We start from the raw sequence: 22,497 nt of genomic DNA on the forward strand, positions 1-22,497 counted from the left end.
GAGGATGGTCAGGACAAGCGCGCCCGCAGCTCGGCCTCGAGGGTCTCGAGCGTGCGGCCCTTGGTCTCGGGGACGTACCGCTTCACGAAGGTGAGGGACAGCACGCCCGCCGCCACGAACAGGAAGAAGGTGTTGGAGATCCCGATCCCGGAGACCAGCGACGGGAAGACCAGACCGATCACGAAGTTGGTCAGCCACAGCACCACGGCCGCCACCCCCATGCCGAAGCCGCGCATCCGCATCGGGAAGATCTCCGACAGCATCAGCCAGGTCACCGGAGAGATCGCGCCCTGCTGGAAGGCGAGGAAGGTGACCGTCATCGCGAGCACCGCGAACGCCCTCGGGTCCCCGGCGGGCAGGACCAGCGAGAAGACGCCGATCAGCAACAGGGCGAGTGTCGTGCCGACCTGACCGGTCATCAGCATCGGGCGGCGCGGCACCCGGCCCAGCAGCCAGATGCCGACGAAGGTGGCCAGCACCGAGATCACGCCGTTGGCGATGTTCGCCGTGAGCGCGCTGTCGGCGGCGAAACCGGCGTCGGTGAGGATCTGCGTGCCGTAGTACATGATCGTGTTCACGCCGGTGATCTGCTGCACGACGGCGATGCCGAAGCCGACGAACATCAGCTTGCGCACCCACGGCGTGCTCTTGATGTCCTGCCAGCCGCCGAGCTTGGCCTGCTCGTCCTTCACCGCGAGCGCGGAGACCTCCTTCAGCTCGGCCTCGGCCCGGGCGCGCGAGCGCACCTGCGTGAGCACGTCGAGCGCCTCGCCGAAACGGCTCTGCGAGGCGAGCCAGCGCGGGCTCTCCGGCATCACCAGCATGCCGAACCACAGCACGACGGCCGGCAGGGTGGCGATGACCAGCATCCAGCGCCACACGCCGCCGGACTCGCCGCCGACCTGCGCGATGATCGCGTTGGAGGTGAAGGCCAGCAGCTGACCGCTGACGATCATCAGCTCGTTGCGGGTGACGAGGGCACCGCGCCGCTCGGCGGGTGACACCTCCGCGAGGTACACCGGCACGGTCACCGAGGCGCCGCCGACCGCGAGACCGAGCACGAACCGCGCCACGATCATCACGGCGGTCGTCGGCGCGAGCGTGCAGCCCAGAGCGCCGATGAAGAACAGCACGGCCAGCAGCAGGATGGCGCGCCGCCTGCCGCGCGCGTCCGACAGCCGGCCGCCGGTCACCGCGCCCAGCGCGGCGCCCAGCAGCAGCGAGCTGGTGACCATGCCCTCGGTGACCGGGGTCAGGCCGAGGTCCTCGGTCATGTAGGGCAGCGCGCCGTTGATGACGCCCGTGTCGTAGCCGAAGAGCAGGCCCCCGAACGTGGCGATGATCGTGATGATCCGCAGCCGCCGGGAGACCGCCGCAGGGGCGTCGTCCGCCCCGGTTGTGGTGGGGGTGGGGGCCGGTGTCGCGTCGTCCCTGACGTCCATGGCCGCTCCTTACCTGTCGACGTTGGGGCGCCGGGTACCCGAAAGGCCGCAGCCGGCCAGGTGCTCACGGGTGCCGACCGCGATGGGCAGCGGAACCTCGGGAGCGCACGGGTACAGGTCCTGCTCGACGATCACGAACAACTCGGCGTCCAGCCGGGCCAGTTCGGCGACCACGTCGGCCGGCTTCGGCACCCCGGCGGGCGGCGACACGCACACCCCGCGCTGCACGGCCTCACCGAACGGCAGGTTCTCGGCGGCGACTTGGGCGAGGATCTCCGGATCCATCTGCTTGATGTGGACGTAGCCGATCCGCTCGCCGAACCGGCGGATCAGATCGAGGTTGTCCCCGCCGCCGTACGCCACATGCCCGGTGTCGAGGCACAGGTTGGTGTAGCGGCTGTCGGACTCGTTCAGCAGCCGCTCGATCTCGGCCTGCGTCTGGATGTGGCTGTCGGCGTGCGGATGGATCACCAGCCGCACGTCGTACTCGTCCAGCAGCAGTCTGCCCAGACGGTCCGCGGCCCGGCCGAACCCGGCCCACTGCCCGGCGGTGAGTTCGGGCGACTCGGTGAAGGCGCCCGTCTTCTCGTCCCGGTACATCGGCGGGATGAAGACCAGGTGGTGCGCCCCCGCGGCGGCTGTCAGCGCGGCGACCTGCCGGACATGGGCGAGCATCTCGTCCCACGCCTCGGGCCGGTGGAGTGCGCCGAAGGCGGTGCCGCCGCAGACCTTGAGCCCTCGTGCGTCCAGCTCGGCCTTCAGCCGCTGCGGGTCGGTGGGCAGGTAGCCGTACGGGCCGAGCTCCAGCCACGCGTAGCCGGCCCGGACCAGCTCGTCGAGGAAACGGGTGTACGGCACCTGGTGCTCGTCCTCGGGGAACCAGACGCCCCAGGAGTCGGGGGCGGACCCGAGGCACAGATTGCCGACGGTGGTACGGAGAGGGGGAGGCGCCGTTGCCATGGAGAGGTGTCCTTCGCGCTTCGGTTTCCGCGGGCTGTCGCGCTCTACTAGCGCGCTCTAGTTCGAGTACGATGACCCCTGTCCAAATGTCATGTCAATAGCCGGTCGCCAAGAGATCGCAGGATCCTCGTGCGAGGTCGGGTTCGGGGCACCCCGTAAGGTGTGCGGCGTCGGAGGGTGGGTTCACAGGTGGATGCATCGGGCAGGCAGCGGCCCACGATGGCGGACGTCGCCGCGAAGGCGGGCGTCTCCCGCGCGCTCGTCTCGATCGTCTTCCGCAACCAGGCCGGAGCCGGCCAGGAGACCCGGGAACGGGTCCTGCGCGTGGCCGACGAGATCGGCTACCGGCCCGACAGCGCGGCCCGCCTGCTGGCCCGCGGCCGCAGCCGCACGCTCGGCGTCATGTTCACCGTGCAGCAGACGTTCCACACGGACCTCATCACCGGCATCTACCCCGAGGCCGAACGGCTCGGCTACGACGTGCTGCTCTCCGGGGCGACCCGGGGCCGCAGCGAGGCCAAGGCGGTCGAGGCGCTGCTCAGTCACCGCTGCGAGGCGGTGATCCTGCTCGGCCCGGACGCCGAGTCCGCCTACCTGGACGAACTCGGGCAGCGTACGGTCGCCGTATCGGTCAGCCGCCGGGTGCCCCGGGCCCGGGTGGACTTCGTGCACACGGCCGAGGGCAAAGGCGTCCGGCAGGCCATGGACCACCTGGTGGAGCTGGGGCACCGCCGGATCGTGCACATCGACGGCGGACGCGGCCCCGGCTCGGCGGAACGCCGGCGCGCCTACCGTGCCGCGATGCGCCGCCACGGGCTGGAGGCCGAGGCGCGGGTGATCCCCGGTCATCACACCGAAGAGTCCGGTATCGAGACCGGCCGCCTGCTGCTGGCCGAACGGGACGGCGGGCAGCCGTTGCCGACCGCGGTCCTCGCGGGCAACGACCGCTGCGCGATGGGGCTGCTGATGGCCCTGACCCGGGCGGGCGTGGACGTCCCGCGCGACCTCTCCGTCGTCGGCTACGACGACAGCCACCTCTCTCACCTGATGCCGATCGGCCTGACCACCGTCCGCCAGGACGCCGTCCTGATGGCCGAGCACGCCGTCCGTTTCGCCGTCGAACGGCTGGAGAAGGGGGAACTGGAGCCGCGGGAGGCGGTGCTGGACCCCAAGCTCGTGGTGCGGGGGACGAGCGGGCCGGTCCCGAAGGAGCCGGGGCCGGCCTGACACGGGTGCCCCCGCCGCCCGGTTCCGTCAGCGTGTGCCCTTCTTCGCGAACTCGGCGACGCTGTCGACGTTGTCCTTCGTGACGAACGCCGGTCCGGTGAGCACGGGCGCGGTGCCGCCGCCGCTGACGTTGCCATTGGTCCTGTACAGCCACAGTGCGTCCACGGCCAGGTAGCCCTGGAGGTAGGGCTGCTGATCGACGGCGAACTCGATGTCGCCGCCCTGGACGGCGCCGACGAGCTCCTTGTTGAGGTCGAACGTGGCGACCTTCGCCTTGCTGCCCGCGTCCTTCACCGACTGCACGGCGGTCAGGGCGATCGGGGCGCCGAGCGTGACCACCTGGTCGATGGAGGAGTCCTTCTGGAGCTTGGCGGTCAGCGTCGACTTCACCGAGGGCATGTCCGTGCCGTTGACGTACAGGTTCTCCGTCGTGCCCTCGAAGCCCTTCTTCAGTCCGGCGCAGCGGGCCTCCAGGGCGACCTGGCCCTGCTCCTGTATGACACAGACGGCGTGCTTGGCGCCCAGCTGGTTGAGGCGCTCGCCGAACGCCTGCCCCGCGATGTTCTCGTCCTGGCCGAAGTACTCGAGCATGCCGAGCTCCTTCCAGTTGTCCAGGCCGGAGTTGAAGCCGACGACGGGGATGCCGGCCGCCTTGGCCTTCGCCACGACGCCCTTCATGGCGTCGGGCTTGGCAGCGGTGAGGGCGATGCCGTCGACCTTCTGGTCGATGGCGTTCTGCACGAGGTTGGCCTGGTTCCCGGCGACGGGGTCACTGGAGTAGACGAGTTTGATGTTGTCCTTCGCCGCGGCGGCCTGGGCGCCCTTGCGGATCAGGTCCCAAAAGGTGTCGCCCGGCGCCGCGTGGGTGACCAGGGCGACGGTCATCCGCGGGGTGGTGGCCTTCCCCACGGCGGTGTCGGTGCCGCCGGCCTCGGACTTCTTCCCGCCGGAGCCGCTGGAGCAGCCCGCGGCGAGCAGGGCGCCCACGGCGACGGCGGTGGTCAGGGCGGCGGCTCTGTGGTGTCTGCGCATGTCGGGTGCACCTCACTGTGCTGGGACGAGAGGGCCGCGCCCGGTCCGGGAGGCGGGCGGTGGGTGGGCGCCCGGGGCGGCGGCGGTCATGGGTGGTGCGGCGGTCCAGGGTGCGGACCCCGTGTACTCGGCGACTGGAGCGCGTCACTAGCGCGCTCTAGTGGCAGGTACTATGCGGCGGCCCCGAGGGGATGTCAACAGGTTTGTCAGGACGTACCAACAAAAGAGGGCCGCCCGTACGCACCGGTGGGGAGCGGTGCGTACGGGCGGCCTCGGGGCGGACGGTCGGGGACCGCCGGGCTCGGTCGCTCAGCTCTGTGCGCCGATGTTGACCATCCAGGGGACGCCGAAACGATCCGTGCACATGCCGAACACGTCGCCCCACATCTGCTTCTCCAGCGGCACCGACACCGAGCCGCCCTCGGACAGCTTCTCCCAGTAGCCCCGCAGCTCGGCGTCGTCGTCACCGCTCAGGCTCACGGAGTAGGAGCCGCCCTGCTCGGACTCCATGCCCGGGGGGTTGTCGGCGCCCATCAGGGTGAAGCCGCTGGTGGTCTCCAGCATGCCGTGCATGATCTTGTCCGCGTTCGGGGCGTCCGCCTGCCCGAAGTCTCCGTAGCTGTTGAGGTCGAGCGTGCCGCCGAAGACCTCCTTGTAGAACTCCATCGCCTGCCGGGCGTCGCCGTTGAAGTTGAGGTACGGGTTGAGGCGCGAGGCCATGAGAACCTCCCAGAAGGGGGCAAAGGGTAGTTTTCGCGCAGCGTATCGCCAGGCGCTGACAACGGCTCGTCGAGCATGCCGGCGCCCGGGCGGGGCCACGTGCCGCAGCGGCCGGTGTCATCGTCAACTTCCCTGTCGGCGTGGCCGCTTGAGTGGAGGGGGAGGCGGCGGCTCATGGCATCGACGTTCCGCGTCGGCGGGGGCCTGGACGTACGGCGGCTCGGTTTCGGAGCCATGCATCTGCCCACCGGGCCCGGCCCCGAACGGGAGAACGCCCTGGCGGTGGCCCGGCGGCGAGTGGAAGTCCGACGGACGGCCGCAGTTCCTGCGCGACCAGGTCCGGCAGGCCCTGCGACGGCCGCGAATGGAGCGGATCGACCTGCTCCAGCTGCACCGCATCGACCCCGGGACGCCGCTCGCCGACCAGCTCGGCACGCCGCGCGAGGTCCAGACCGAGGGCCTGGTCGGCCGGATCGGGCTGTCGGAGGTCACCGTCGACGAGCTGGAGCCGGTCCGGGAGCTCGTCGACGTCGTGAGAGTGCAGAACCGCTGCCACCTGCTCGACCGGGAGCACGAGGCGGTGCCGGACGCGTGCGCGGCGGCCGGGGGCGCATTCCTGCCGTGGCGGCCGGTGACCTGCGGGAACCCGGAGGGCCGAAGTCGGGAACGCCGCCGTCGCGGCCGAGCTCGGGGCCGCGCCCACGCAGGTCGCGCCGGCCCGACTCCTCGACCGCGCTCCGGTCGTCCCGCCCATCCCGGGCACGGCCCGGATCGAGCACCTGGAGGAAGAACCTCGCCGCGGCCGACCTGAAACTGACGCCCGCCCCGCGTGACCGCCACGACGGGTCGGCACCACGCCGAGCTCGTGCGGACCCTGCTCCTGGCCGACACCTACGCGGGCTGGAAGGGCTCACTGCCCGCGGCGGAGGTGCGCTCCCGGGCCGAAGGGGCGGAGCGCATGCTCGCGGTCCCGGCCGAGGCGTTCGCGCCGACCATGCCGGGACTGTTCGCCGGGCGGCCCCCCGCCGAAGCCGCCCGGCTGCCGTCCGTGACGAGGGAGCACGGGCCGAATCGGGCTGAGGAGCCGGGAAGGGCGATTTCCGCGCCGCCCCGCACGCACAGCCGCTCGTCGGCCAGGACGAGCGGTGACCCGCCCGCGCCCGGAGCGGGGACGATCCGGTCGAGCACCGGCCGTTCGGCGCCGGGCAGTGCCGACGGCGAGAGAGCGTGCGGACACGCGCCGGCCCCGCCACGCCCTGCGGCCTGCTTCGGCCGGCGTACGCGGGCTCACGCCTCGTCGGGCGCCCCGTTGTTCCAGTCGTACGGCCCGCCGCCCTGCCACTCGATCAGCTCGGTGTCGTCGACGGCCGTGTCGGCCGTGGGCAGGCCCTCGCGGTGCAGCAGGTCCAGTACGTCGAAGAGGCTGTAGGCGACGCCCATGCGCTCGCCGTGGATGGTCACCAGCCGTCCGCCGTCCGTCGCGGGCGGCTGCACGACCACAGGGGGTTGACCGTCCATAGCCCCACCATGCTCCCGAAACGACCGGACCGCAGCTCGGTGGCGTCCAGAAGCGGTACGGACCCCCTCTCGCGCCCGAGCCCGGGCGCACTGTGCGCCGGTGACAAGGCGCGATCCGGAAGCTGAGTTCTCATCAGCATTCCCTGAGAGCGGCCATGCCACGGCCCTAGCGTCCGTGGCATGGACATGAATCGTACGCACAGAGGGAAGTGGCGCGGTGCCGTGCTCGCGGTACTGCTGACCGCCGGGACACTCACGGCCGCCGCCCCGGGCGCCCGCGCCGAGGGAGCGCGCACCGAGACGTCGGTGACGTCGACCTCGCCGGTGACCGGGGTGACGGAGTCGATGGTGCGGGTGAAGGTGCCGCTGCCCGAATCGGCCGGGCCCCGGCCCGCGGCGTGCGACTGGCTGTCGTACCTGCGCTACCGCTCCGCCGACGGTCCGGCCGCGTCGGCCGACGCGGACCGGATCCTCATCGCCCAGCCCGGCATCCTGGAAGGGGCGGGGGCGTTCGACAGCGTCGCCCGCAACACCGTCACCAAGGCAGCCGAGCAGGGGCTGCACATCGAGTTCTGGGCGCTGGACCGGCGCTCCAACTGCCTGGAGGACCGCACCGGCATCGCCTCCGGCGACCAGCACACCGCCGTCGACTACTACTACCGCGGCAAGCAGGTCGACGGCCGCACCTTCGGCGGCTACACCGGCAACGCACAGCTCGGCTGGACGGCGAAGCTCGGGATCGAGCAGACCGTACGCGACCAGTACGACCTGCTCACCGCCGAGTTGCCCTCCCCGGCACTGCGCAAGCGGAAGGTGCTGTGCGGCGGGCACTCCCTGGGCGGTGTCATCACCGGCTACTTCGCCGCGGCCGACTTCGACGGCAACCGCGCCACCACGGCGGACGCCGGGTACAACCAGTGCGCCGGCTACTTCGCCCTCGACACGACCGTCTCCACCTCACTGGGCGACCTCAGCGGCAGCATCCCGGGCGACACCAACCTGCCCGACATCGGCCTCGGTTACGGTGTCGTGCAGGCCGGGCTGGACAGCGGGGTGCTGCCGCGCACCCTGTCCGCGCCGGTGCTGCTCAACCCCGAGACCATGACGCTGCTCGGCATCGCGGGCCTGGGCGCCCTGAAGGACCTGGACGGTGAGTCGGACCTGCTGGGCTATCTGCCCCGCAACCTCAACATCGAGGCCACCAACCGGTTCCTGTTCGCCAAGGACACCGCCGCCTTCCTCAGCGGCTCGCCGACGGTGAGGGACTTCCGGCTCACCAACGGCGCGGTGCTCGGGGCGCTGCTGGACGACAACTCCGTCCCGCTGGCCTTCCTCCAGACCAGCGTGGGCTTCTTCGACGGCGGACCGATCGCCGACAAGAGCTTCCCCGCCGCCAACGGGGGCGACGCCCAACAGGGGCTGTACGGGACCGCGTACAAGGCCATCCCGGACCGTCCGAAGGGGCCGCTCTACACCTGGCGCAACTACGACCGTGTCGGCGACGCGGACGACCCCGGCTACCGGTCGGCCGACGGCACCCCGTTCACCGACGCCGGCGAAGAGGTCACCGACGTGCGGCAACTGGCCCGCAGCCTGGCCGAGCAGCCGCTGGACTTCACCGAGCAGTACTTCCCGACCAAGCTGGTCACGGACATCGAGCTGGCCACCTCACCGCAGGTGAAGAAGCTCGTCGTCCACCCCGAGGGGCTCAAGGCCAACCCGGTGCTCACCGTCCTCGCCGGGGAGGGCCTGCTGGCCGGCCGGGTCCCGGCCGACCTGCACCCGGTGGTCGCGGACGGCTACCAGCACCTCGACGTCCTGACCGCCGCGCCGGTGCAGAACAACGGCCGGCCGGAGCCCGTCTCCACCAGCCTCGCCGGCTTCGCGAAAACACCGCGCTAGCCCCGTCCGGTACGCACGCCCAGGGCCCGGGAGGACATCCTCCCGGGCCCCTTCGTGTCGGACGGGATCAGAGCCGGCCCGCGGCGAACGTGGCCGCCTCCTCGGCGTCGTCCCGGTAGCTCAGGTGCGCCCCGACGTCGCCCCCGCCGTTCTCGCAGACGGGGTCGCCCTTGGCACAGAGGTCGAGGGTGCGGCTCTGGTAGGTGCCGGTGACGCTCTTGCCGAGCGCCCGGATCGGGTTGCCGAACAACAGCACCGCGGCGACCTTCGGCTCGACCGCGGCGGGCAGGGTGGCCACGATGGGGCTGCCGACCACCGCACCGGCGCTGCTGATGCCGATGGAGTTGTCGACGACGTTCGCGCCTTGCGAATAGCCGACGAGGACGAACTTCTGATTCGGGCAGGCGGCGGCCTGGCTCTTCACGTGGTTCACCAGATCCAGATTGCCCTGCGCCGCGGACGTGGGGGAGAGGTCGGCGGGGTAGTTCACCTTGTAGCTGGTGACATTCTTGCCCGCCGCCTTCTTCTGCAGGGCGGAATACACCGGGTCGCCGACGATAAGGCCGAGCGTGCCCGGCTCGAAGGTGCCGCGGGCCGTGACGACCTCGACGTCCGAGCAGGCCGCGGCCATGGCCGGGGGAGCCGAGAGGGTGGCGAGCCCGGCCCCGCCGGCCAGTGAGAGCGCCGCGAGACACATACGGATACGCATGGGGGATCCTCCGCGTGGAAAGGCGCGTGAAACGCCTGCGAAAAAGGACGCCCCGAACGTATGGGCTTTCTCTCGCCTGCTGTTATGAACGGGATTACGGAAAACCCGCGGATTTTTGTCGCCGATTGAGCAAGCGCCTGATTACGGACGTCAGTTCTGCCGTGTGTCCAGTGATTCCGCGCGCAACGCGAGAATGAGGTCGAGGCGGGTCGCCGGTTCGTGCAGGGCGTCGCCGAACAGCTTCTCCAGTTGGCGCAGGCGGTAGCGGACCGTCTGCGGGTGGATGTGCAGCCGCACGGCGACGTCCGGCACATTGCTGCCGCTGAGCAGCCAGGCCAGCAGTGTCTCGGCGAGCCGGTCGCGCTGCCCCGCCGAGACCGTGTCCAAGGGCGCCAGGACCCGGGCCTGGAGCCGCTCCAGCAGTGGCTCGTCGCCGTACAGCAGCAGCGTCGACAGATGCTCGTTGCAGCGCACCACGCCCTGGCGGGGCAGCACCCCACGGCCCATCAGCCCGAGCGCCCGGGTGGCCAGGCGCAGCGACTGCGCGGCCTCGGTGACCGCCACCGTCGGGCCGATCGCGGCGGGCCGCCCGCGCAGCGCGAGCGTGAACGCCCGGCCGCCGATGCCACCGGAGCCGTCCGGGTCGGGCACCAGCATGCGCGGCGGTCGGCACCCCATGTCCACCAGCGCGCCCGCCGCCGCCAGCGGACGGTCCTCCTCCCGCCGGTCCGGCGCCGCCGCCAGCGCCACGACGGCGACCGTCCGCGGCACCGGCCAGCGCGCGCTGTGCGCCAGGTCCTGCACGGCCTCCAGCGCCACCGGCCCGTCCTCCAGGAGCAGGTCCAGCAGCCGCTTGCGGCGCCGTTCCAGCTCGTCGGAGCTGCGCAGCTGGGCCTCGGCGTACCCGGACGCGGCCGCCTGCGCGACCTCGTGCACGGTCCGGAACGCCAGCTCCCCGAGCCCGGCGACGACCGTGGAGTCCAGCCCCAGTTCCTCCGCCGTGCGGCCCATCTGCCGCCAGGCGCGCATACCGCCGATCCGCAGCGCGGACTGCAAGGCGTCCAGGCTGCGGCCCTCCAGGGCCTCACCCCGGCCGAGTTCGTAGTACGTCGCCGCGATCGCGCCCCCGTCGTCGCGCGGGTCGGCGATGTGATCGACGAACAGGGTCAGCGCCTGCACCACCCCGGACCGCAGGGCCTTGCGGTAGGTACCGTCGGCGGGTCGGGCGTACTCGGGGACCTGGCGGCGGACCTCCTCCTCCACCTCGTCGGCGACGGCCGCCAGATTGGCGCGCAGCAGCTCCGCAAGCTCGGGCGGGACCTGCGGCGCGGCGGGACGGTCCGGCACGCCGTGCGGGGCGGGCACAGCCATCACGGACACTCCTTTCGACCGGAAGCGGCTCACCCGCGGGCTGTCACCCGCGGGACGAGTGGGGAGTCCCGTGTTGGACGGACGACCCCTGCGCTCCGTTCCGTGCCCCGACGGCACCCCCGTCACTCGGGCACACCCAGTGCACGGGCGAGGATAGGCCACGAGGCTGTGAACTCCGGCTTCCAGTGTGCCCAGTCGTGCCCGCCGCCCCCGTAGAAGTGCGTGGTGGCCGGGACACCCATGAGGGCCAGCGTGCGGGCGAAGCCCTGGGCCGAGGGCCACAGGGCGCTCTCCAGGATCCCGGGCAGCGGATCACCGCCGCCGCCCACCCCGCTGCCCTGCGACACGTACAGGGCCGTGCCGCGCAGCCCGGTGGCGCGGGCACGCGGGTTGAAGTCCCGCCAGGTCAGGAGGTTGAACACCGGATTTCCCCAGAGGGACGCGGCCGGCAGGTTCTCGCGGGCCACGATCGCGTCCATGATGGCGGGAACACCGGGGGCCGTGGTGTCGAGGACGCCGCTGTAGGAGGCCGCCGCGGTGAACGCCCCGGGGTGGCGGGCCGCGTGGGCCATGGCCCCGTAGCCGCCGGTGGACACCCCGGCGACCGCCCGGACGCCGGAGGCCCGGTAGTCCCGGGCGAGCAGCGCCGGCACCTCCTTCACCTGGAACGTCTCGTAGTCGGGGCCGCCGCGCCAGACGCTCGGGATGCCGGTGGGGCCCGCGTCCGGCATCGCCACGATCAGGTCGCGGCCGGCGGTGAACGCCTCGATGTCCGTCTCACGGGTCCACGAGGTGTAGTCGTCGTGCGCGCCGTGCAGCAGGTACAGCACCGGGTACTTCTTCTCCGGGCGCGTACCGAAGTCCGACGGCAGGATCAGCCGGACCGGCGCGCTGCGGCCGAGCGCCGCGGAGGGCACGGACACGTCCAGCGTGCGCGGCCCGAGCCGGGTGGCCGCCCGGGCCGTGCCGGTCGCGGCCCCGAACAGGGCGGCGAGACCGGCGGCGGCCGTAGCTCTGGCGACGGTGCGCCGGGACACTCCGGCGGCGGGCTTCTGCGGCAGGTGGGACATGACGGCTCCTCGGGTTCCATGTCAGGGGGCCGGCTCGGCGAGTGTCCGGCTCAGATGGGCGGCGATCTCGCCGACGTGCGGCGGATCGAGCAGCGACAGATGGTGACCGGCCACCGGCACCACCCGCAGACGTGGGCACACCTCGTCCCAGCCCAGCGCCGGGTCGTCCCGCTCGTAGGCGGGGTCACGCACGGTGTGCGGCGCGCGTTCGGTGGCGCGGTAGAGGACCACCGGCCCGTCGTGGGGGGCGGGGCTGTGCGACTCGCCGATGCCCATGTCCAGGTAGGAGGACCGCTGGTGCTCCAGCGCCGCGGGCGGCACGTCGGCGGCCTCGCGCAGGGCCCGCAGCACGACGTCGATACGGGCCGCGTCGTCGTCCATCGCCACGAGCTCGTCGTACGGCAACTCCAGTCGCACCCCGTAGGCGTCGGCGACATGGCGGGAGAAGCCCTCGAAGTGCGCCCGGATCCGCTCGGACCGCGTCGACCCCGGGCGGGGGAGGGGCCGTACGGAGTCGATGAGCACGACCAGCCGCACCTCCCGCCCGGCGGCGGTCAGGTGCCGGGCGGTCTCCTGGGCGACGAAGCCGCCGAAGGACCAGCCGCCCAGCAGCACGGGGCCGTCGGGGTGGACGGTGTTGATCGCCTCGGCGTAGCGCCGCGCCTTCTCGGGCACGGTCCCGGCTTCCTCGATCCGCTCCAGCCCGTACACCGGCTGGTCGTCGCCGAGGAGTTCGGTCAGCGTCCGGTAGACGCTGACCGGGCCGCCGGCGGCGTGGACGAGGAACAGCGGGGGTCGCGAGCCGGTGGCGCGCAGGGGCCGCACCGGGGTGTCGTCCCGGGGGAGGGCGCGTTCGACCCGGGTGGCGGCGTCCTCGACGGTGACGGCGGTGAACAGCTCGCGCAGGGGCAGTTCGATGCCGAACTCGCGCTCCACGGCCGTGCGGATTCGGACCGCCATCAGCGAGTCCAGGCCGAGGTCGGCCCACGCGGTGCCCGGGGTGATACGGGCGGGGGAGTGGCCGGTGACGGCGGCGATGTGGTGGGTCAAACGGGCCAGGACCGAAGAAGGCTCGGTCACCGCGGCAGGAGGTTCCTCCGGCAGCGGCTCCACGCGGCCGGCCCGGCCGTCCGTCCACCAGTGCCGTACGTGCCGCCACCGGGGCAGCGGCAGGTCGATGACCCGCCCCTGCGGCACCGGCAGCCGCTGCCCCGCGGCGTACAGGGCGCCCAGTTGCCCGGCGAACGCCTCCGACCCGTCGGCGTCCCGGCGCAGCGTGGCCAGGGCGAGGGCGCCGGGCACGGTGTCCGCGACGGCCCCCGTCAGCACGGGGTGGGGGGAGATCTCGACGAAGGCCGTGTGGCCGTCGGCGGCGGCCGACGCGAGCGCCCGGTCCAGCCGCACGGGCCTGCGCAGGTTGGCCGCCCAGTGCGCGGCGTCGAAGAGACAGTCTCCGCGCGGGTCGTCGAGGACCGTGGAGTGGACAGGGACGCGCGGCCGCCGCCCCCGTATCCCGGACAGCGCGTCCACCAGCTCCGGCAACAGCCCGTCCACCTGCGGCGAGTGCCCGGCGCCGACGACCCGCATGACCCTCGCCGCCCGGCCCTGCCCCTCCAGCCGGCGCACGAGCCCGGCCACCGCCGCCTCCTCACCCGTGACGACCTTCTGCCGCGGGGAGGAATGCACGGCGACATGCACCTCCGGGAAGTCCCGTCCCAGCGCGTCCAGTTCGGCGTCGTCCAGGTCCACCACGGCCATCGCGCCGCCCCGCAGCCCGCTCAGCAGCCGGGCCCGTACGGCGATGACACGCGCCCCGTCCGCCACGTCCAGCGCGCCCGCGCACACGGCCGCCGCCACCTCGCCCATGGAATGGCCGATCACACCGGCGGGCTCGACACCGTGGGAACGCCACAGCTCGGCGAGCGCCAGCTGAAGGCCGAACAGCACCGGCTGGGCGACCTCCAGGCGGTCCAGTCCGTCGCCCGAGGACAGATGGTCGTACAGGGACAGGCCGCACTCGGGGGCGAGCTGCGGGTCGAGCTTCTCGACGGCGGCGGCGAACGCGGGTTCCTCGGCCAGCAGCCGGCGCCCCATGCCCGGCCACTGGCTGCCGTACCCGGAGAAGACCCACACGGGGCCCCGCCCCACGCGGTCGCGGTCCCCGGTCGTCACCCGTGGATCCGGGCGCCCGGACGCCAACGCGTCCAGCGCGTCGGCCAGTTCGGCCCGGTCACGGGCGACCACGGCGGCACGCACAGGCCCTCGGCCCGTACGGCCCGCCAGGGTCCGGGCCACGTCGGCGGGGTGCGCGGCGCCGTCCCGCAGCCGGCCGGCGAGCCTGCCCGCCGTGTCGCGCACGCGCTCGGTGTCGAGGTCGGACAGCAGGTGCACCCGGGCGGCGGGTTCCTCGGCCGGTCGTACCGGGACCAGGCCGGGCGGTCCCTCCTCCAGCACCACATGGGCGTTGGTGCCGCCGAAGCCGAACCCGGAGACGCCCGCGACGGCCGTGCCGCCGTAGCGCGGCCAGGGCTCGGATTCGGTCACCACCCGCAGTCGGGGATCGGTGAGGGAACTGCCCCGTTCGCAGTGCAGGGACGGCGGGATGCCGTCGTGGTGCAGGGCCAGCACGGTCTTCACCAGGCCCGCGACGCCCGCCGCGGACTCCAGATGACCGAGATTGCCCTTGGCGGACCCCAGCAGCAGCGGCTGGTCGGGGTCCCGGCCCGCGCCGAGCACCGCGCCGAGCGCACCCGCCTCGATCGGGTCGCCCAGCGGTGTGCCCGTGCCGTGCGCCTCCACGTAGTCGACGTGTTCCGCGGCGAGCCCGGCCTGCGCGTACGCCCTTTCCAGCAGCGCCAGTTGGGCGGCCGGGTTGGGTGCCATCAGGCCGTTCGAGCGGCCGTCGGAGTTGACGGCGGAGGCGCGGATGACGGCCAGCACACGATCGCCGTCCCGCTCGGCGTCGGACAGCCGCTTGAGGATGACCGCCGCGCAGCCCTCGCCGCGCCCGATGCCGTCGGCCACCGCGGAGAACGGCTTGCAGCGCCCGTCCGGTGCCAGGGCGCCCGCCCGCTGGAAGGCGACCGTGACGGCCGGCGACAGCAGCAGGTTGACCCCGGCCGCGATCGCCGTGTCGCTCTCGCCGGTGCGCAGGCTGACGCAGGCGTGGTGGACGGCGACCAGCGAGGAGGAGCAGGCGGTGTCGACGGCCAGACTCGGTCCCCGGGTGTCCAGTACGTAGGCGAGCCGTCCGGCGGCGACGCTGAGCGCGCCCCCCGCCGGGGCCCAGGGGTCGATGGCGGCCGGGTCGGCGCCCGTCAACTGCCCGTACTCGGGTGCGGAGATGCCGACGAACACGCCGGTGGCCGTCCCCGCCAGGGACCCGGCCGGCACGGCGGCATGGTCGAGCGCCTCGTGGACGACCTCCAGCAGAATCCGCTGCTGGGGGTCCGCCACCGCGGCCTCGCGCGGGGTGATGCGGAAGAAGTCCGCGTCGAACCCGGCGATGTCATCCAGATAGCCGCCGTACGGATGGGCGTCGGCCGGCGGGAACGCCGTGAAGTCGCGCCAGCGGTCCTCCGGGACACGCCGGATCGCGTCGACGCCCTCGCTGAGCAGCCGCCAGTAGTCGTCCGGGCCGTGCACGCCGCCGGGCAGGCGGCAGCCGACCCCGACGACCGCGACCGGCTCGGCCGTCCCGCCCGGCACGGCGGGACGCGACACCGGCGCCACCTCGGCTCCCGGGGCAGGTGTCTCGCACAGCCGCGCCAGCAGGGCCTCCCCGGTGGGCGCCTCCCACAGCAGCGTCGTCGGCAGCTCCCGGCCGGTGGCGCGGGACAGCTCGCCCGCCAGGGCGACGGCGTCCCGCGAGGCCATGCCGAGGTCGGCGAGCGGCCGGTCCATCGGGACGTCGTCCGCGGACGTCCCGTTCCAGGCGGCCACCCGCTCGGCGATCAGCCGGCGCAGCGCGGCCTCGTCGGGGGACCTCATACCGCGGCACCCGTCCGGGCCTGCCCGCCGTAGGCACCCTCCAGATACCGGGCGCGGGTCAGCGCCCGCGACACCTTGCCGCTGGACGTGCGCGGCACGGTGCCCGGCGGCACCACGACGACGTCGGCCAGCCGCAGTCCGTGCCGGGCGGAGACGGCGCCGCGCACGGCACGCACCAGGGCGGCCACGTCCAGCTCGGCGAGGTGGGCGGTCCGCGCGTGCTCGGCCACGACGACCGCACACTCCCCACCGGCACCGCCCGGCACGGCGAAGGCGGCGAGCCGGTCCCGGCGCACCGCCTCGTGCGCCTCCTGCGCCGACGCCTCGACGTCCTGGGGGTAGTGGTTGCGCCCGTCGACGATGATCAGGTCCTTCAGCCGTCCCGTGACGATCAGCTGCCCCTCCAGCACCGTCCCCAGATCACCCGTGCGCAGCCAGCGGCCCGGACCGGCCGCGGTGTCCGCGAACTCCGCGCCGAAGACCTCCTCCGAGTCCCGGTTCCAGTAGCCGCGGCCCACGTTCGGCCCCTGCACCCAGATCTCCCCGACCTCACCCTCCGACAGCGGCACCCGCGTCACCGGGTCGGCGACCCGCACCCGCTGCCCCGCCGGCGTGCCACAGCCCGTCAGCAGCACCGCCCGGGGCTCGTCGGGCCGGGCGGGCAGGGCCTTTCCGGCCGCCAGGGCGTCGCGGTCGAGCGCGAACCGGCTGAGCGGCTCACCCGGCCGGGCCGCGCACACGAACACCGTGGCCTCGGCCAGCCCGTACGACGGGCAGTGCGTCCCGGGCGCCAGGCCCTGGTTCGCGAACGCCGCGTGGAACCGGTCGGCCGTGCCGGGGCGTACCGGTTCACTGCCGTTGATCAACGCGGTCACCCCGTCCAGTCGCAGCCCCTCCTTCTGGTCGGCGGTGACGGTCGCGACGCAGTAGTCGTAGGCGAAGTTGGGCGCGGCGCTCACGGCGTTCGGATGCGCGGCGAGCAGCCGCAGCCAGCGCACCGGTTCGTGCAGGAAGGCGGCCGGGTCCATCAGCACCGACAGCGCCCCGCGCGCCACCGGGGCCGCGACGCTGAGCACCAGCCCCATGTCGTGGTAGAGCGGCAGCCAGCCCACACTGGTCATCGGGCGGGTGTCGAGGCCGTAGGCGGCCAGGGCCTGGCGGGCGTTGGCGACGACGTTGCCGTGGCTGATCTCCACGCCGGCCGGGGCGCGGGTCGAACCGGACGTGTACTGGAGGTAGGCGGGTGCCGCGGGGTCCAGGGGGACCGGTTGCCAGTCCGGGCCGCCGTCGGGCACCTCGTCCGCCACGACGATCCGCGGGCCGCCGGCCCCGAGAAAGTCCCGCACCTCGTCATGGGCCCGGCTCGTGGTCACCACCACCGAGGGCCGCGCGTCGGCCAGGACGCCCGCGAGCCGGTCGGCGTGCCCGGGCAGGCCCGGCGTGTACAGCGGCACGGCGACCAGCCCGGCGGACAGGGCCGCGAGGAAGGCGGCCACGTACTCCGTGCCCTGCGGGCACAGCAGGGCGACCCGGTCCCCGGGCCCGGCCTCGGCGGCGAGGCGCGCGGCGAGCGCCCGCACCCGCACGTCCAGGCGGCGCCAGGTCAGGGTGCGGTGGACGCCGCGCGAGTGCGGCGCCGGGTGCTCGACGAAGGTGAAGGCCCGGCGGTCGGGTGTGGTCTCGGCCCAGTGCCGCACGTACTCCGGCAGGGTGGGGCACGCGGGCGCGAGCGGGGGGCGGCTGTCCATCGGGCGGGGCTCCTCACGGCGCGGATCGGCCTACGGGTCGCAAGAACGGGGGAGGGGGAGAGAAGTGGGCGGTCAGAGGGGGATGTTGCCGTGCCGGCGCTCCGGCATCGGGGCGCGTTTGCCACGCAGCGCGCGCAGGGCGCGGCAGACCTGCTCGCGCGTCTCGCGCGGCGCGATGACGGCGTCGACATAGCCGCGCTCGGCGGCGAGATACGGGGTGCCGTGGGTGCGTTCGTAGGCGGCGAGGAGGTCGGCGCGCAGCGCCTCCGGGTCGTCGGACGCGGCGAGTTCACGCCGGTGCAGGACGCCCACGGCCCCTTCGGCGCCCATGACGGCGATCCGGGCGGTGGGCCAGGCGAGGTTGACGTCCGCACCCAGGTGCTTGGAGCCCATCACCGCGTAGCCGCCGCCGTACGCCTTGCGCACCACGACCGTGACCTTGGGGACGGTGGCCTCGGCGTAGGCGTAGAGCAGTTTCGCGCCGCGCCGGATGATCCCGGCCTGCTCCTGCCGCACCCCGGAGAGATACCCGGGCACGTCGGCGAAGGTCAGCAGCGGGATGCCGAACGCGTCGCAGAACCGGACGAATCGTGCGGCCTTCTCGGACGCGTCGATGTCGAGGACCCCGGCGGCGTGCAGCGGCTGGTTGGCCACGACGCCCACCGAGCGGCCCTCGATCCGGGCCAGGGCGCAGATGATGTTCGGCGCGAACAGCTCCTGCACCGGCAGCAGTTCACCGTCATCGACGACCGCGTGCAGGACGTCCCGCATGTCGTAGGCCTCGCCGAGCCGGTCCGGGACGATCGTGTCGAGCCCGACACCGGCCGGAGCGGACCCGGGGGCGTACTCCGGGGGACGTTCCAGATTGTTGGCCGGCAGGTACGACAGCAGGTCGCGCACGGTGTCGAGGGCGTCGCCCTCGTCGGCGGCCAGGAAGTGGGCGTTGCCGTTGACGGTGTTGCTGGTGCGGGCGCCGCCCAGCTCCTCGGCGGTGGTGCGCTCGCCCGTGACCGTCTCGATGACGTCGGGGCCGGTGACGAACATGTGCGAGGCGCCGTCCACCATCACCGTGAAGTCGGTGATCGCCGGCGAGTACGCGGCACCGCCCGCGCACGGGCCCAGGACGACCGAGATCTGCGGGATCACCCCGGACGCCTTCACGTTGCGCCGGACCAGCTCGGCGTAGAGGGCGAGGGCGGCGACACCCTCCTGGATCCGGGCCCCGCCGGAGTCGTTCAGGCCGATCACCGGGCAGCCCGTCTTCAGGGCCAGCTCCATGAGGGCGACGGTCTTCTCCCCGAAGGCCTCGCCCATGCTGCCGCCGAACACCGTGGAGTCCTGGGCGAACACGCAGACCGGGCGGCCGTCGACCGTGCCGTACCCGGTGACCACGCCGTCGCCGTAGGGGCGGCGGGCGTCGTGCTCCGCGGGCCGGGCGCGGACGAACAGACCGGTCTCGGTGAAGGAGTCCTTGTCCACGAGCCGCTCGATCCGCTCCCGGGCCGAGAACTCCCCGCGTCTGCGCGGACCGCCCTGAGTCACCGCCCGCTCCCGGCGGTGCTCCAGGGCGTCGACGCGCTCCGCGGTGCCCCCGGGCGTGCGCGTCGCGGTCTCCCCCGGACCGGATGCCGTCACCTCAATGCTCACAACCACCTCCGAAGTGGTCCTCGAATATGGCAGTGAGGCGGAGGAATGCCCTACGGATCGCCGGTCTGTGTGGGGGAGATGAGTCCTCGGGCGCGGGGTTTCATCCGTGTGTGACAAGGGGGCCGGCGAGGGTCGGGGCGCGATTCAGCGGTCCCGCTGCTGAATGCGTTCTCCTTCTTCTATTGGACCCCCGGCCGCGCGGCGTCCAGGCTGGAGTGCACCATCGCCCGACAGCCGGAAGAGGTCACGAACCATGCACACCCGCCGCATCGGTGACGTCGAGGTCAGCGCGATCGGCCTGGGCGCGATGCCCATGTCCATCGAGGGACGACCGGACGAGGACCGCTCCCTCGCCACCCTGCACGCCGCGCTCGACGCCGGCGTGACCCTGATCGACACCGCGGACGCCTACCACCGCGACGCCGACGAGGTCGGTCACAACGAGACCCTGATCGCCAAGGCCCTCGCCTCCCACGACCGCGGCGGCGACGTCCTCGTCGCGACCAAGGGCGGCCACCTCCGCCCCGGCGACGGGAGCTGGACGCTCGACGGCAGCCCCCGCCACCTCAAGGCCGCCTGCGAGGACTCCCTGCGCCGGCTCGGCGTCGAGGCCATCGGCCTCTACCAGTTCCACCGCCCCGACCCGCGCGTCCCCTACGCCGAGTCCGTCGGCGCGATCCGCGACCTGCTGGACGAGGGCAAGATCCGCATGGCCGGCATCTCGAACGCGAACCCCGAACAGATCAGGCAGGCCGGCGAGATCCTCGGCGGACGTCTGGTCTCCGTGCAGAACCAGTTCTCCCCGGCCTTCCGCTCCAGCGAGCCGGAACTGCGCCTGTGCGACGAACTCGGGATCGCGTTCCTGCCCTGGAGCCCCCTCGGCGGGATCTCCAAGGCCGGTGAACTCGGCTCGGGCCACGCGGCCTTCGCCCGCATCGCCGAAGCGCACGGTGTCAGCCCGCAGCGCGTGTGCCTGGCCTGGATGCTCGCCAAGTCGCCGGTCGTCGTCCCGATCCCGGGCGCGAGCCGGCCCGAGACGATCCGCGACTCGCTCGCCGCCACCGACCTCGTCCTGACGGCGGACGAACTGGCGGAGCTGGACGCCGCCTGAGAAGACCACGAGACCCGGGGACGGCCGCGCGCCGCCCCGGGTCTCGCGCTGCACACGAGCCGGCCCGCGCACGCGCCACGCACCGGCACCCCGGAGGAACTCCACCGATGACATCGCCGTGGGAAAGACCGCTCGACCACCGCTACCGGGGCGAGCACCCGGTCGTGCCGCAGGAGTCGGTCCTCTTCGACGGCACGATCCGCGAGAACGTCGCCCACGGCATGGACGGTGCAGACGAGGAGACGGTACGGGCGGCCCTGCGCGACGCCAACGCGCTGGTGTTCGTCGACCGGCTCCCCAGGGGCCTCGACACACCCTGGTCGGCGAACACGGCGCCCGGCTGGCCGGCGGTCAGCGGCAGCGCCTGGCCATCGCCCGGGCCTGATCCGCGTCTCCAAGGTGCTGGGCGCCGACCGGATCGTCGTGATGGGCGACGGTCGCATCGAGGAGATCGGCCCACACGAGGAGCTCCTGCGCCGGGTTGGGGCCTACACGGCCCTGCACAGCGGCCAGATCGTCTGAGACCGGTCGCATGCGATCACTTCTCGTCAAATCTGACCCAGGTGAGAAAAACGTGTGAATGTTTCCGCGTGGTTCGGGCATACGCAGCGAAAACAGAGAGAGGGGCGCTACGTGCTTGTACCGGACCGGAAGATCGTCAGGGAGTTGCTGACGCGGTACGCGTCGCTGAGGATCGCTCAGTCGGAGAGGCACGTGCCGACGGTGGCACGCGAACTGGAGGACGTCAGCTACACGCTGTGCGTGATGATGGGGACGTCCGACATCAGCGACGCCATCGCGAAGGCCGATGTCCTGCTGCTCACCGAGGGGCGGCCCGATGCCGTCGGCGCGGGCGGCGAGAACGGCCTGACGCTGGTCGGCTGACAGCTGTGAGGCCCGGCACGGACCGGGCGGCGTGCGCCTCGGCGGTCCCTAAGCAGGGGCCGCCGAGGCGTTCGTCCTTCCGTGGAACGCCGCCCGGTAGGCGTACGGCGTGGTGCCCACCACCTTGCGGAACCGCTCCCGGAACGCCGTCGGCGAGCCGAACCCGGCCTGGCGCGCGATCCGTTCGACGGAGTGGTCGGTACTCTCCAGCAGGAACTGGGCGCGCCGCACCCGCGCCCGCAGCAGCCACTGCAACGGCGTGGTGCCGGTCTGCTCGCGGAAGCGCCGGCTGAAGGTCCGTTCGCTCATTCCCGCCCGAGCGGCCAGCGCGCCCAGCGTCACCTCGTGCGCCAGGTTGTCCTCGATCCACTCCAGCAGCGGTTCCAGAACCGAGCCCCGGGGCACCGGCGGATGCTCGTGCACGATGAACTGGGCCTGTCCGCCCTCGCGTTCCAGTGGCATGACCGACATCCGCGCGATGTTCGCGGCGACGGCCGATCCCAGATCCCGGCGGATCATGTGCAGGCACAGATCCAGCGCGGCGGCGGCCCCGGCCGAGGTGAGGATCTGCCCGTTGTCGACGTACAGCACGTCCGGCGCCACCTCGACCCGCGGGAAGCGGCGGGCGAGTTCACCGGCGGCCACCCAGTGCGTGGTGGCACGCAGCCCGTCCAGCAGCCCCGCCTCCGCCAGCACGAAGGCGCCGACGCACACCGACGCGATCCGGGTCCCGGCCTCGGCCGCCTCCCGCAGGGCCGCCAGCACCCGGGCGGACGGCGGTGCGGCGTCGGGGGAGCAGCCGGGCACGATGATCGTGTCCGCTTCGGCCAGCGCTTCCAGCCCCCGCTCGATGCGCAGGGTGAAGCCGCCGTCCGCGCGCACCTCGGGCGTCTCGGCGCACAACCGGACCCGGTAGGCGGGCCGTCCGTCCGGCAGATGGGTCCAGGCGAACGTCTGCTGGGGTGCCGCCATGTCGAACGGCACCACGTGATCGAGAACCAGGATCGCCACGGAGTGCATGTCCGCCACCCTAGGCGACTTCCCGCCACCCCCCTGAAGTGCGGGCAATGGCGGTCTCGGAGAGGGGAGCACAGGTCGGGCGAGGTGGCGAGAACCCGTTGCAAGCTGTCGTTCCAGCCCATGGGCGCACCCGCGGGGGGCGTCC

The 22,497-nt window shown here is 73.0% G+C and carries 18 protein-coding genes and 1 pseudogene; 6 read left to right on the forward strand and 13 right to left on the reverse strand.

Annotated elements, in window-relative coordinates; genetic code table 11:
• Positions 1-8 precede the first annotated feature (8 nt).
• Positions 9-1,442 (reverse strand): sugar porter family MFS transporter, encoded by a 1,434-nt coding sequence (locus QOL88_RS36890; RefSeq protein WP_097222541.1) that lies wholly within the window; start codon positions 1,440-1,442, stop codon positions 9-11.
• 9 nt (positions 1,443-1,451) lie between these two features.
• Complete coding sequence (locus QOL88_RS36895) at positions 1,452-2,402, reverse strand: TIM barrel protein (RefSeq protein WP_097222542.1); 951 nt, start codon at positions 2,400-2,402, stop codon at positions 1,452-1,454.
• A 219-nt stretch (positions 2,403-2,621) separates the two neighbouring features.
• Between QOL88_RS36895 and QOL88_RS36900 the strand changes: the two genes are divergently transcribed.
• Positions 2,622-3,629, forward strand: a complete 1,008-nt coding sequence (locus tag QOL88_RS36900) for a LacI family DNA-binding transcriptional regulator (RefSeq protein WP_097222543.1) — start codon at positions 2,622-2,624, stop codon at positions 3,627-3,629.
• A gap of 27 nt (positions 3,630-3,656) precedes the next feature.
• Here the strand turns inward: QOL88_RS36900 and QOL88_RS36905 are convergent, their stop codons facing one another.
• A complete protein-coding gene (locus QOL88_RS36905; protein ID WP_097222544.1) occupies positions 3,657-4,661 on the reverse strand; it encodes a sugar ABC transporter substrate-binding protein in 1,005 nt (334 codons plus the stop codon).
• A 309-nt stretch (positions 4,662-4,970) separates the two neighbouring features.
• The gene (locus QOL88_RS36910; RefSeq protein WP_097222545.1) at positions 4,971-5,381 is read right to left on the reverse strand and encodes a VOC family protein; all 411 of its coding nucleotides are present in this window, start codon (positions 5,379-5,381) and stop codon (positions 4,971-4,973) included.
• Here QOL88_RS36910 and QOL88_RS36915 point away from each other — a divergent pair.
• Positions 5,380-6,192 carry an aldo/keto reductase gene (locus tag QOL88_RS36915; RefSeq protein WP_373559331.1) on the forward strand — a complete coding sequence of 271 codons (813 nt, stop codon included), beginning with the start codon at positions 5,380-5,382 and terminating at the stop codon, positions 6,190-6,192. The two genes, QOL88_RS36910 and QOL88_RS36915, sit on opposite strands and share 2 nt — an antisense overlap.
• Positions 6,193-6,272: 80 nt before the next feature.
• Here the strand turns inward: QOL88_RS36915 and QOL88_RS36920 are convergent, their stop codons facing one another.
• Entirely contained in the window at positions 6,273-6,569 is a 297-nt protein-coding gene (locus QOL88_RS36920; protein ID WP_257028114.1) for a hypothetical protein, read from the reverse strand.
• 99 nt (positions 6,570-6,668) lie between these two features.
• On the reverse strand, positions 6,669-6,899 hold the full coding sequence (locus tag QOL88_RS36925) for a hypothetical protein (RefSeq protein ID WP_097222546.1): 231 nt from the start codon (positions 6,897-6,899) through the stop codon (positions 6,669-6,671).
• A gap of 180 nt (positions 6,900-7,079) precedes the next feature.
• Between QOL88_RS36925 and QOL88_RS36930 the strand changes: the two genes are divergently transcribed.
• Complete coding sequence (locus tag QOL88_RS36930; RefSeq protein ID WP_097222547.1) at positions 7,080-8,801, forward strand: hypothetical protein; 1,722 nt, start codon at positions 7,080-7,082, stop codon at positions 8,799-8,801.
• Between the two features lie 67 nt (positions 8,802-8,868).
• On the opposite strand, the gene QOL88_RS36935 is transcribed toward QOL88_RS36930, so the two are convergent.
• The 6 genes from QOL88_RS36935 to QOL88_RS36960 form a co-directional block, all read right to left on the reverse strand.
• Positions 8,869-9,510: a cutinase family protein gene (locus QOL88_RS36935; protein ID WP_097222548.1), complete on the reverse strand. Its 642-nt coding sequence runs from the start codon at positions 9,508-9,510 to the stop codon at positions 8,869-8,871.
• Between the two features lie 150 nt (positions 9,511-9,660).
• Positions 9,661-10,881 carry a PucR family transcriptional regulator gene (locus QOL88_RS36940; RefSeq protein ID WP_097222549.1) on the reverse strand — a complete coding sequence of 407 codons (1,221 nt, stop codon included), beginning with the start codon at positions 10,879-10,881 and terminating at the stop codon, positions 9,661-9,663.
• 122 nt (positions 10,882-11,003) lie between these two features.
• A complete protein-coding gene (locus QOL88_RS36945; RefSeq protein WP_097222550.1) occupies positions 11,004-11,951 on the reverse strand; it encodes an alpha/beta hydrolase in 948 nt (315 codons plus the stop codon).
• A gap of 21 nt (positions 11,952-11,972) precedes the next feature.
• Positions 11,973-15,941: a type I polyketide synthase gene (locus QOL88_RS36950; RefSeq protein WP_097222551.1), complete on the reverse strand. Its 3,969-nt coding sequence runs from the start codon at positions 15,939-15,941 to the stop codon at positions 11,973-11,975.
• Positions 15,938-17,689: a fatty acyl-AMP ligase gene (locus QOL88_RS36955; RefSeq protein WP_097222552.1), complete on the reverse strand. Its 1,752-nt coding sequence runs from the start codon at positions 17,687-17,689 to the stop codon at positions 15,938-15,940. Before QOL88_RS36955 ends, QOL88_RS36950 begins: the two co-directional genes overlap by 4 nt.
• 72 nt (positions 17,690-17,761) lie before the next feature.
• On the reverse strand, positions 17,762-19,342 hold the full coding sequence (locus QOL88_RS36960) for an acyl-CoA carboxylase subunit beta (RefSeq protein ID WP_373559332.1): 1,581 nt from the start codon (positions 19,340-19,342) through the stop codon (positions 17,762-17,764).
• Positions 19,343-19,589: 247 nt separating this feature from the next.
• Here QOL88_RS36960 and QOL88_RS36965 point away from each other — a divergent pair, with 247 nt between their 5' ends.
• The 3 genes and pseudogenes from QOL88_RS36965 to QOL88_RS36975 all read left to right on the forward strand — a co-directional run bounded on the left by QOL88_RS36965 (position 19,590) and on the right by QOL88_RS36975 (position 21,332).
• A complete protein-coding gene (locus QOL88_RS36965; protein ID WP_097222554.1) occupies positions 19,590-20,447 on the forward strand; it encodes an aldo/keto reductase in 858 nt (285 codons plus the stop codon).
• Between the two features lie 143 nt (positions 20,448-20,590).
• Positions 20,591-20,969 (forward strand): annotated as a pseudogene (locus QOL88_RS36970) (ATP-binding cassette domain-containing protein); the annotation flags it as partial.
• Between the two features lie 111 nt (positions 20,970-21,080).
• The gene (locus QOL88_RS36975; RefSeq protein ID WP_097222555.1) at positions 21,081-21,332 is read left to right on the forward strand and encodes a DUF5133 domain-containing protein; all 252 of its coding nucleotides are present in this window, start codon (positions 21,081-21,083) and stop codon (positions 21,330-21,332) included.
• Positions 21,333-21,380: 48 nt separating this feature from the next.
• On the opposite strand, the gene QOL88_RS36980 is transcribed toward QOL88_RS36975, so the two are convergent.
• The gene (locus tag QOL88_RS36980; protein WP_097223361.1) at positions 21,381-22,352 is read right to left on the reverse strand and encodes a GlxA family transcriptional regulator; all 972 of its coding nucleotides are present in this window, start codon (positions 22,350-22,352) and stop codon (positions 21,381-21,383) included.
• Positions 22,353-22,497: the final 145 nt, after the last annotated feature.

The organism is Streptomyces sp. Ag82_O1-12 (assembly GCF_900182715.1).
GTDB lineage: Bacteria > Actinomycetota > Actinomycetes > Streptomycetales > Streptomycetaceae > Streptomyces > Streptomyces massasporeus.

Coding starts and splice junctions, on each gene's coding strand:
- QOL88_RS36955 (WP_097222552.1), bottom strand. CDS start 17,689: ATGGACAGCCGCCCCCCGCTCGCGCCCGCGTGCCCCACCCTGCCGGAG.
- QOL88_RS36980 (WP_097223361.1), bottom strand. CDS start 22,352: ATGCACTCCGTGGCGATCCTGGTTCTCGATCACGTGGTGCCGTTCGAC.
- QOL88_RS36930 (WP_097222547.1), top strand. CDS start 7,080: ATGGACATGAATCGTACGCACAGAGGGAAGTGGCGCGGTGCCGTGCTC.
- QOL88_RS36900 (WP_097222543.1), top strand. CDS start 2,622: ATGGCGGACGTCGCCGCGAAGGCGGGCGTCTCCCGCGCGCTCGTCTCG.
- QOL88_RS36935 (WP_097222548.1), bottom strand. CDS start 9,510: ATGCGTATCCGTATGTGTCTCGCGGCGCTCTCACTGGCCGGCGGGGCC.
- QOL88_RS36965 (WP_097222554.1), top strand. CDS start 19,590: ATGCACACCCGCCGCATCGGTGACGTCGAGGTCAGCGCGATCGGCCTG.
- QOL88_RS36945 (WP_097222550.1), bottom strand. CDS start 11,951: ATGTCCCACCTGCCGCAGAAGCCCGCCGCCGGAGTGTCCCGGCGCACC.
- QOL88_RS36910 (WP_097222545.1), bottom strand. CDS start 5,381: ATGGCCTCGCGCCTCAACCCGTACCTCAACTTCAACGGCGACGCCCGG.
- QOL88_RS36940 (WP_097222549.1), bottom strand. CDS start 10,881: ATGGCTGTGCCCGCCCCGCACGGCGTGCCGGACCGTCCCGCCGCGCCG.
- QOL88_RS36890 (WP_097222541.1), bottom strand. CDS start 1,442: ATGGACGTCAGGGACGACGCGACACCGGCCCCCACCCCCACCACAACC.
- QOL88_RS36905 (WP_097222544.1), bottom strand. CDS start 4,661: ATGCGCAGACACCACAGAGCCGCCGCCCTGACCACCGCCGTCGCCGTG.
- QOL88_RS36925 (WP_097222546.1), bottom strand. CDS start 6,899: ATGGACGGTCAACCCCCTGTGGTCGTGCAGCCGCCCGCGACGGACGGC.
- QOL88_RS36915 (WP_373559331.1), top strand. CDS start 5,380: ATGAGAACCTCCCAGAAGGGGGCAAAGGGTAGTTTTCGCGCAGCGTAT.
- QOL88_RS36950 (WP_097222551.1), bottom strand. CDS start 15,941: ATGAGGTCCCCCGACGAGGCCGCGCTGCGCCGGCTGATCGCCGAGCGG.
- QOL88_RS36895 (WP_097222542.1), bottom strand. CDS start 2,402: ATGGCAACGGCGCCTCCCCCTCTCCGTACCACCGTCGGCAATCTGTGC.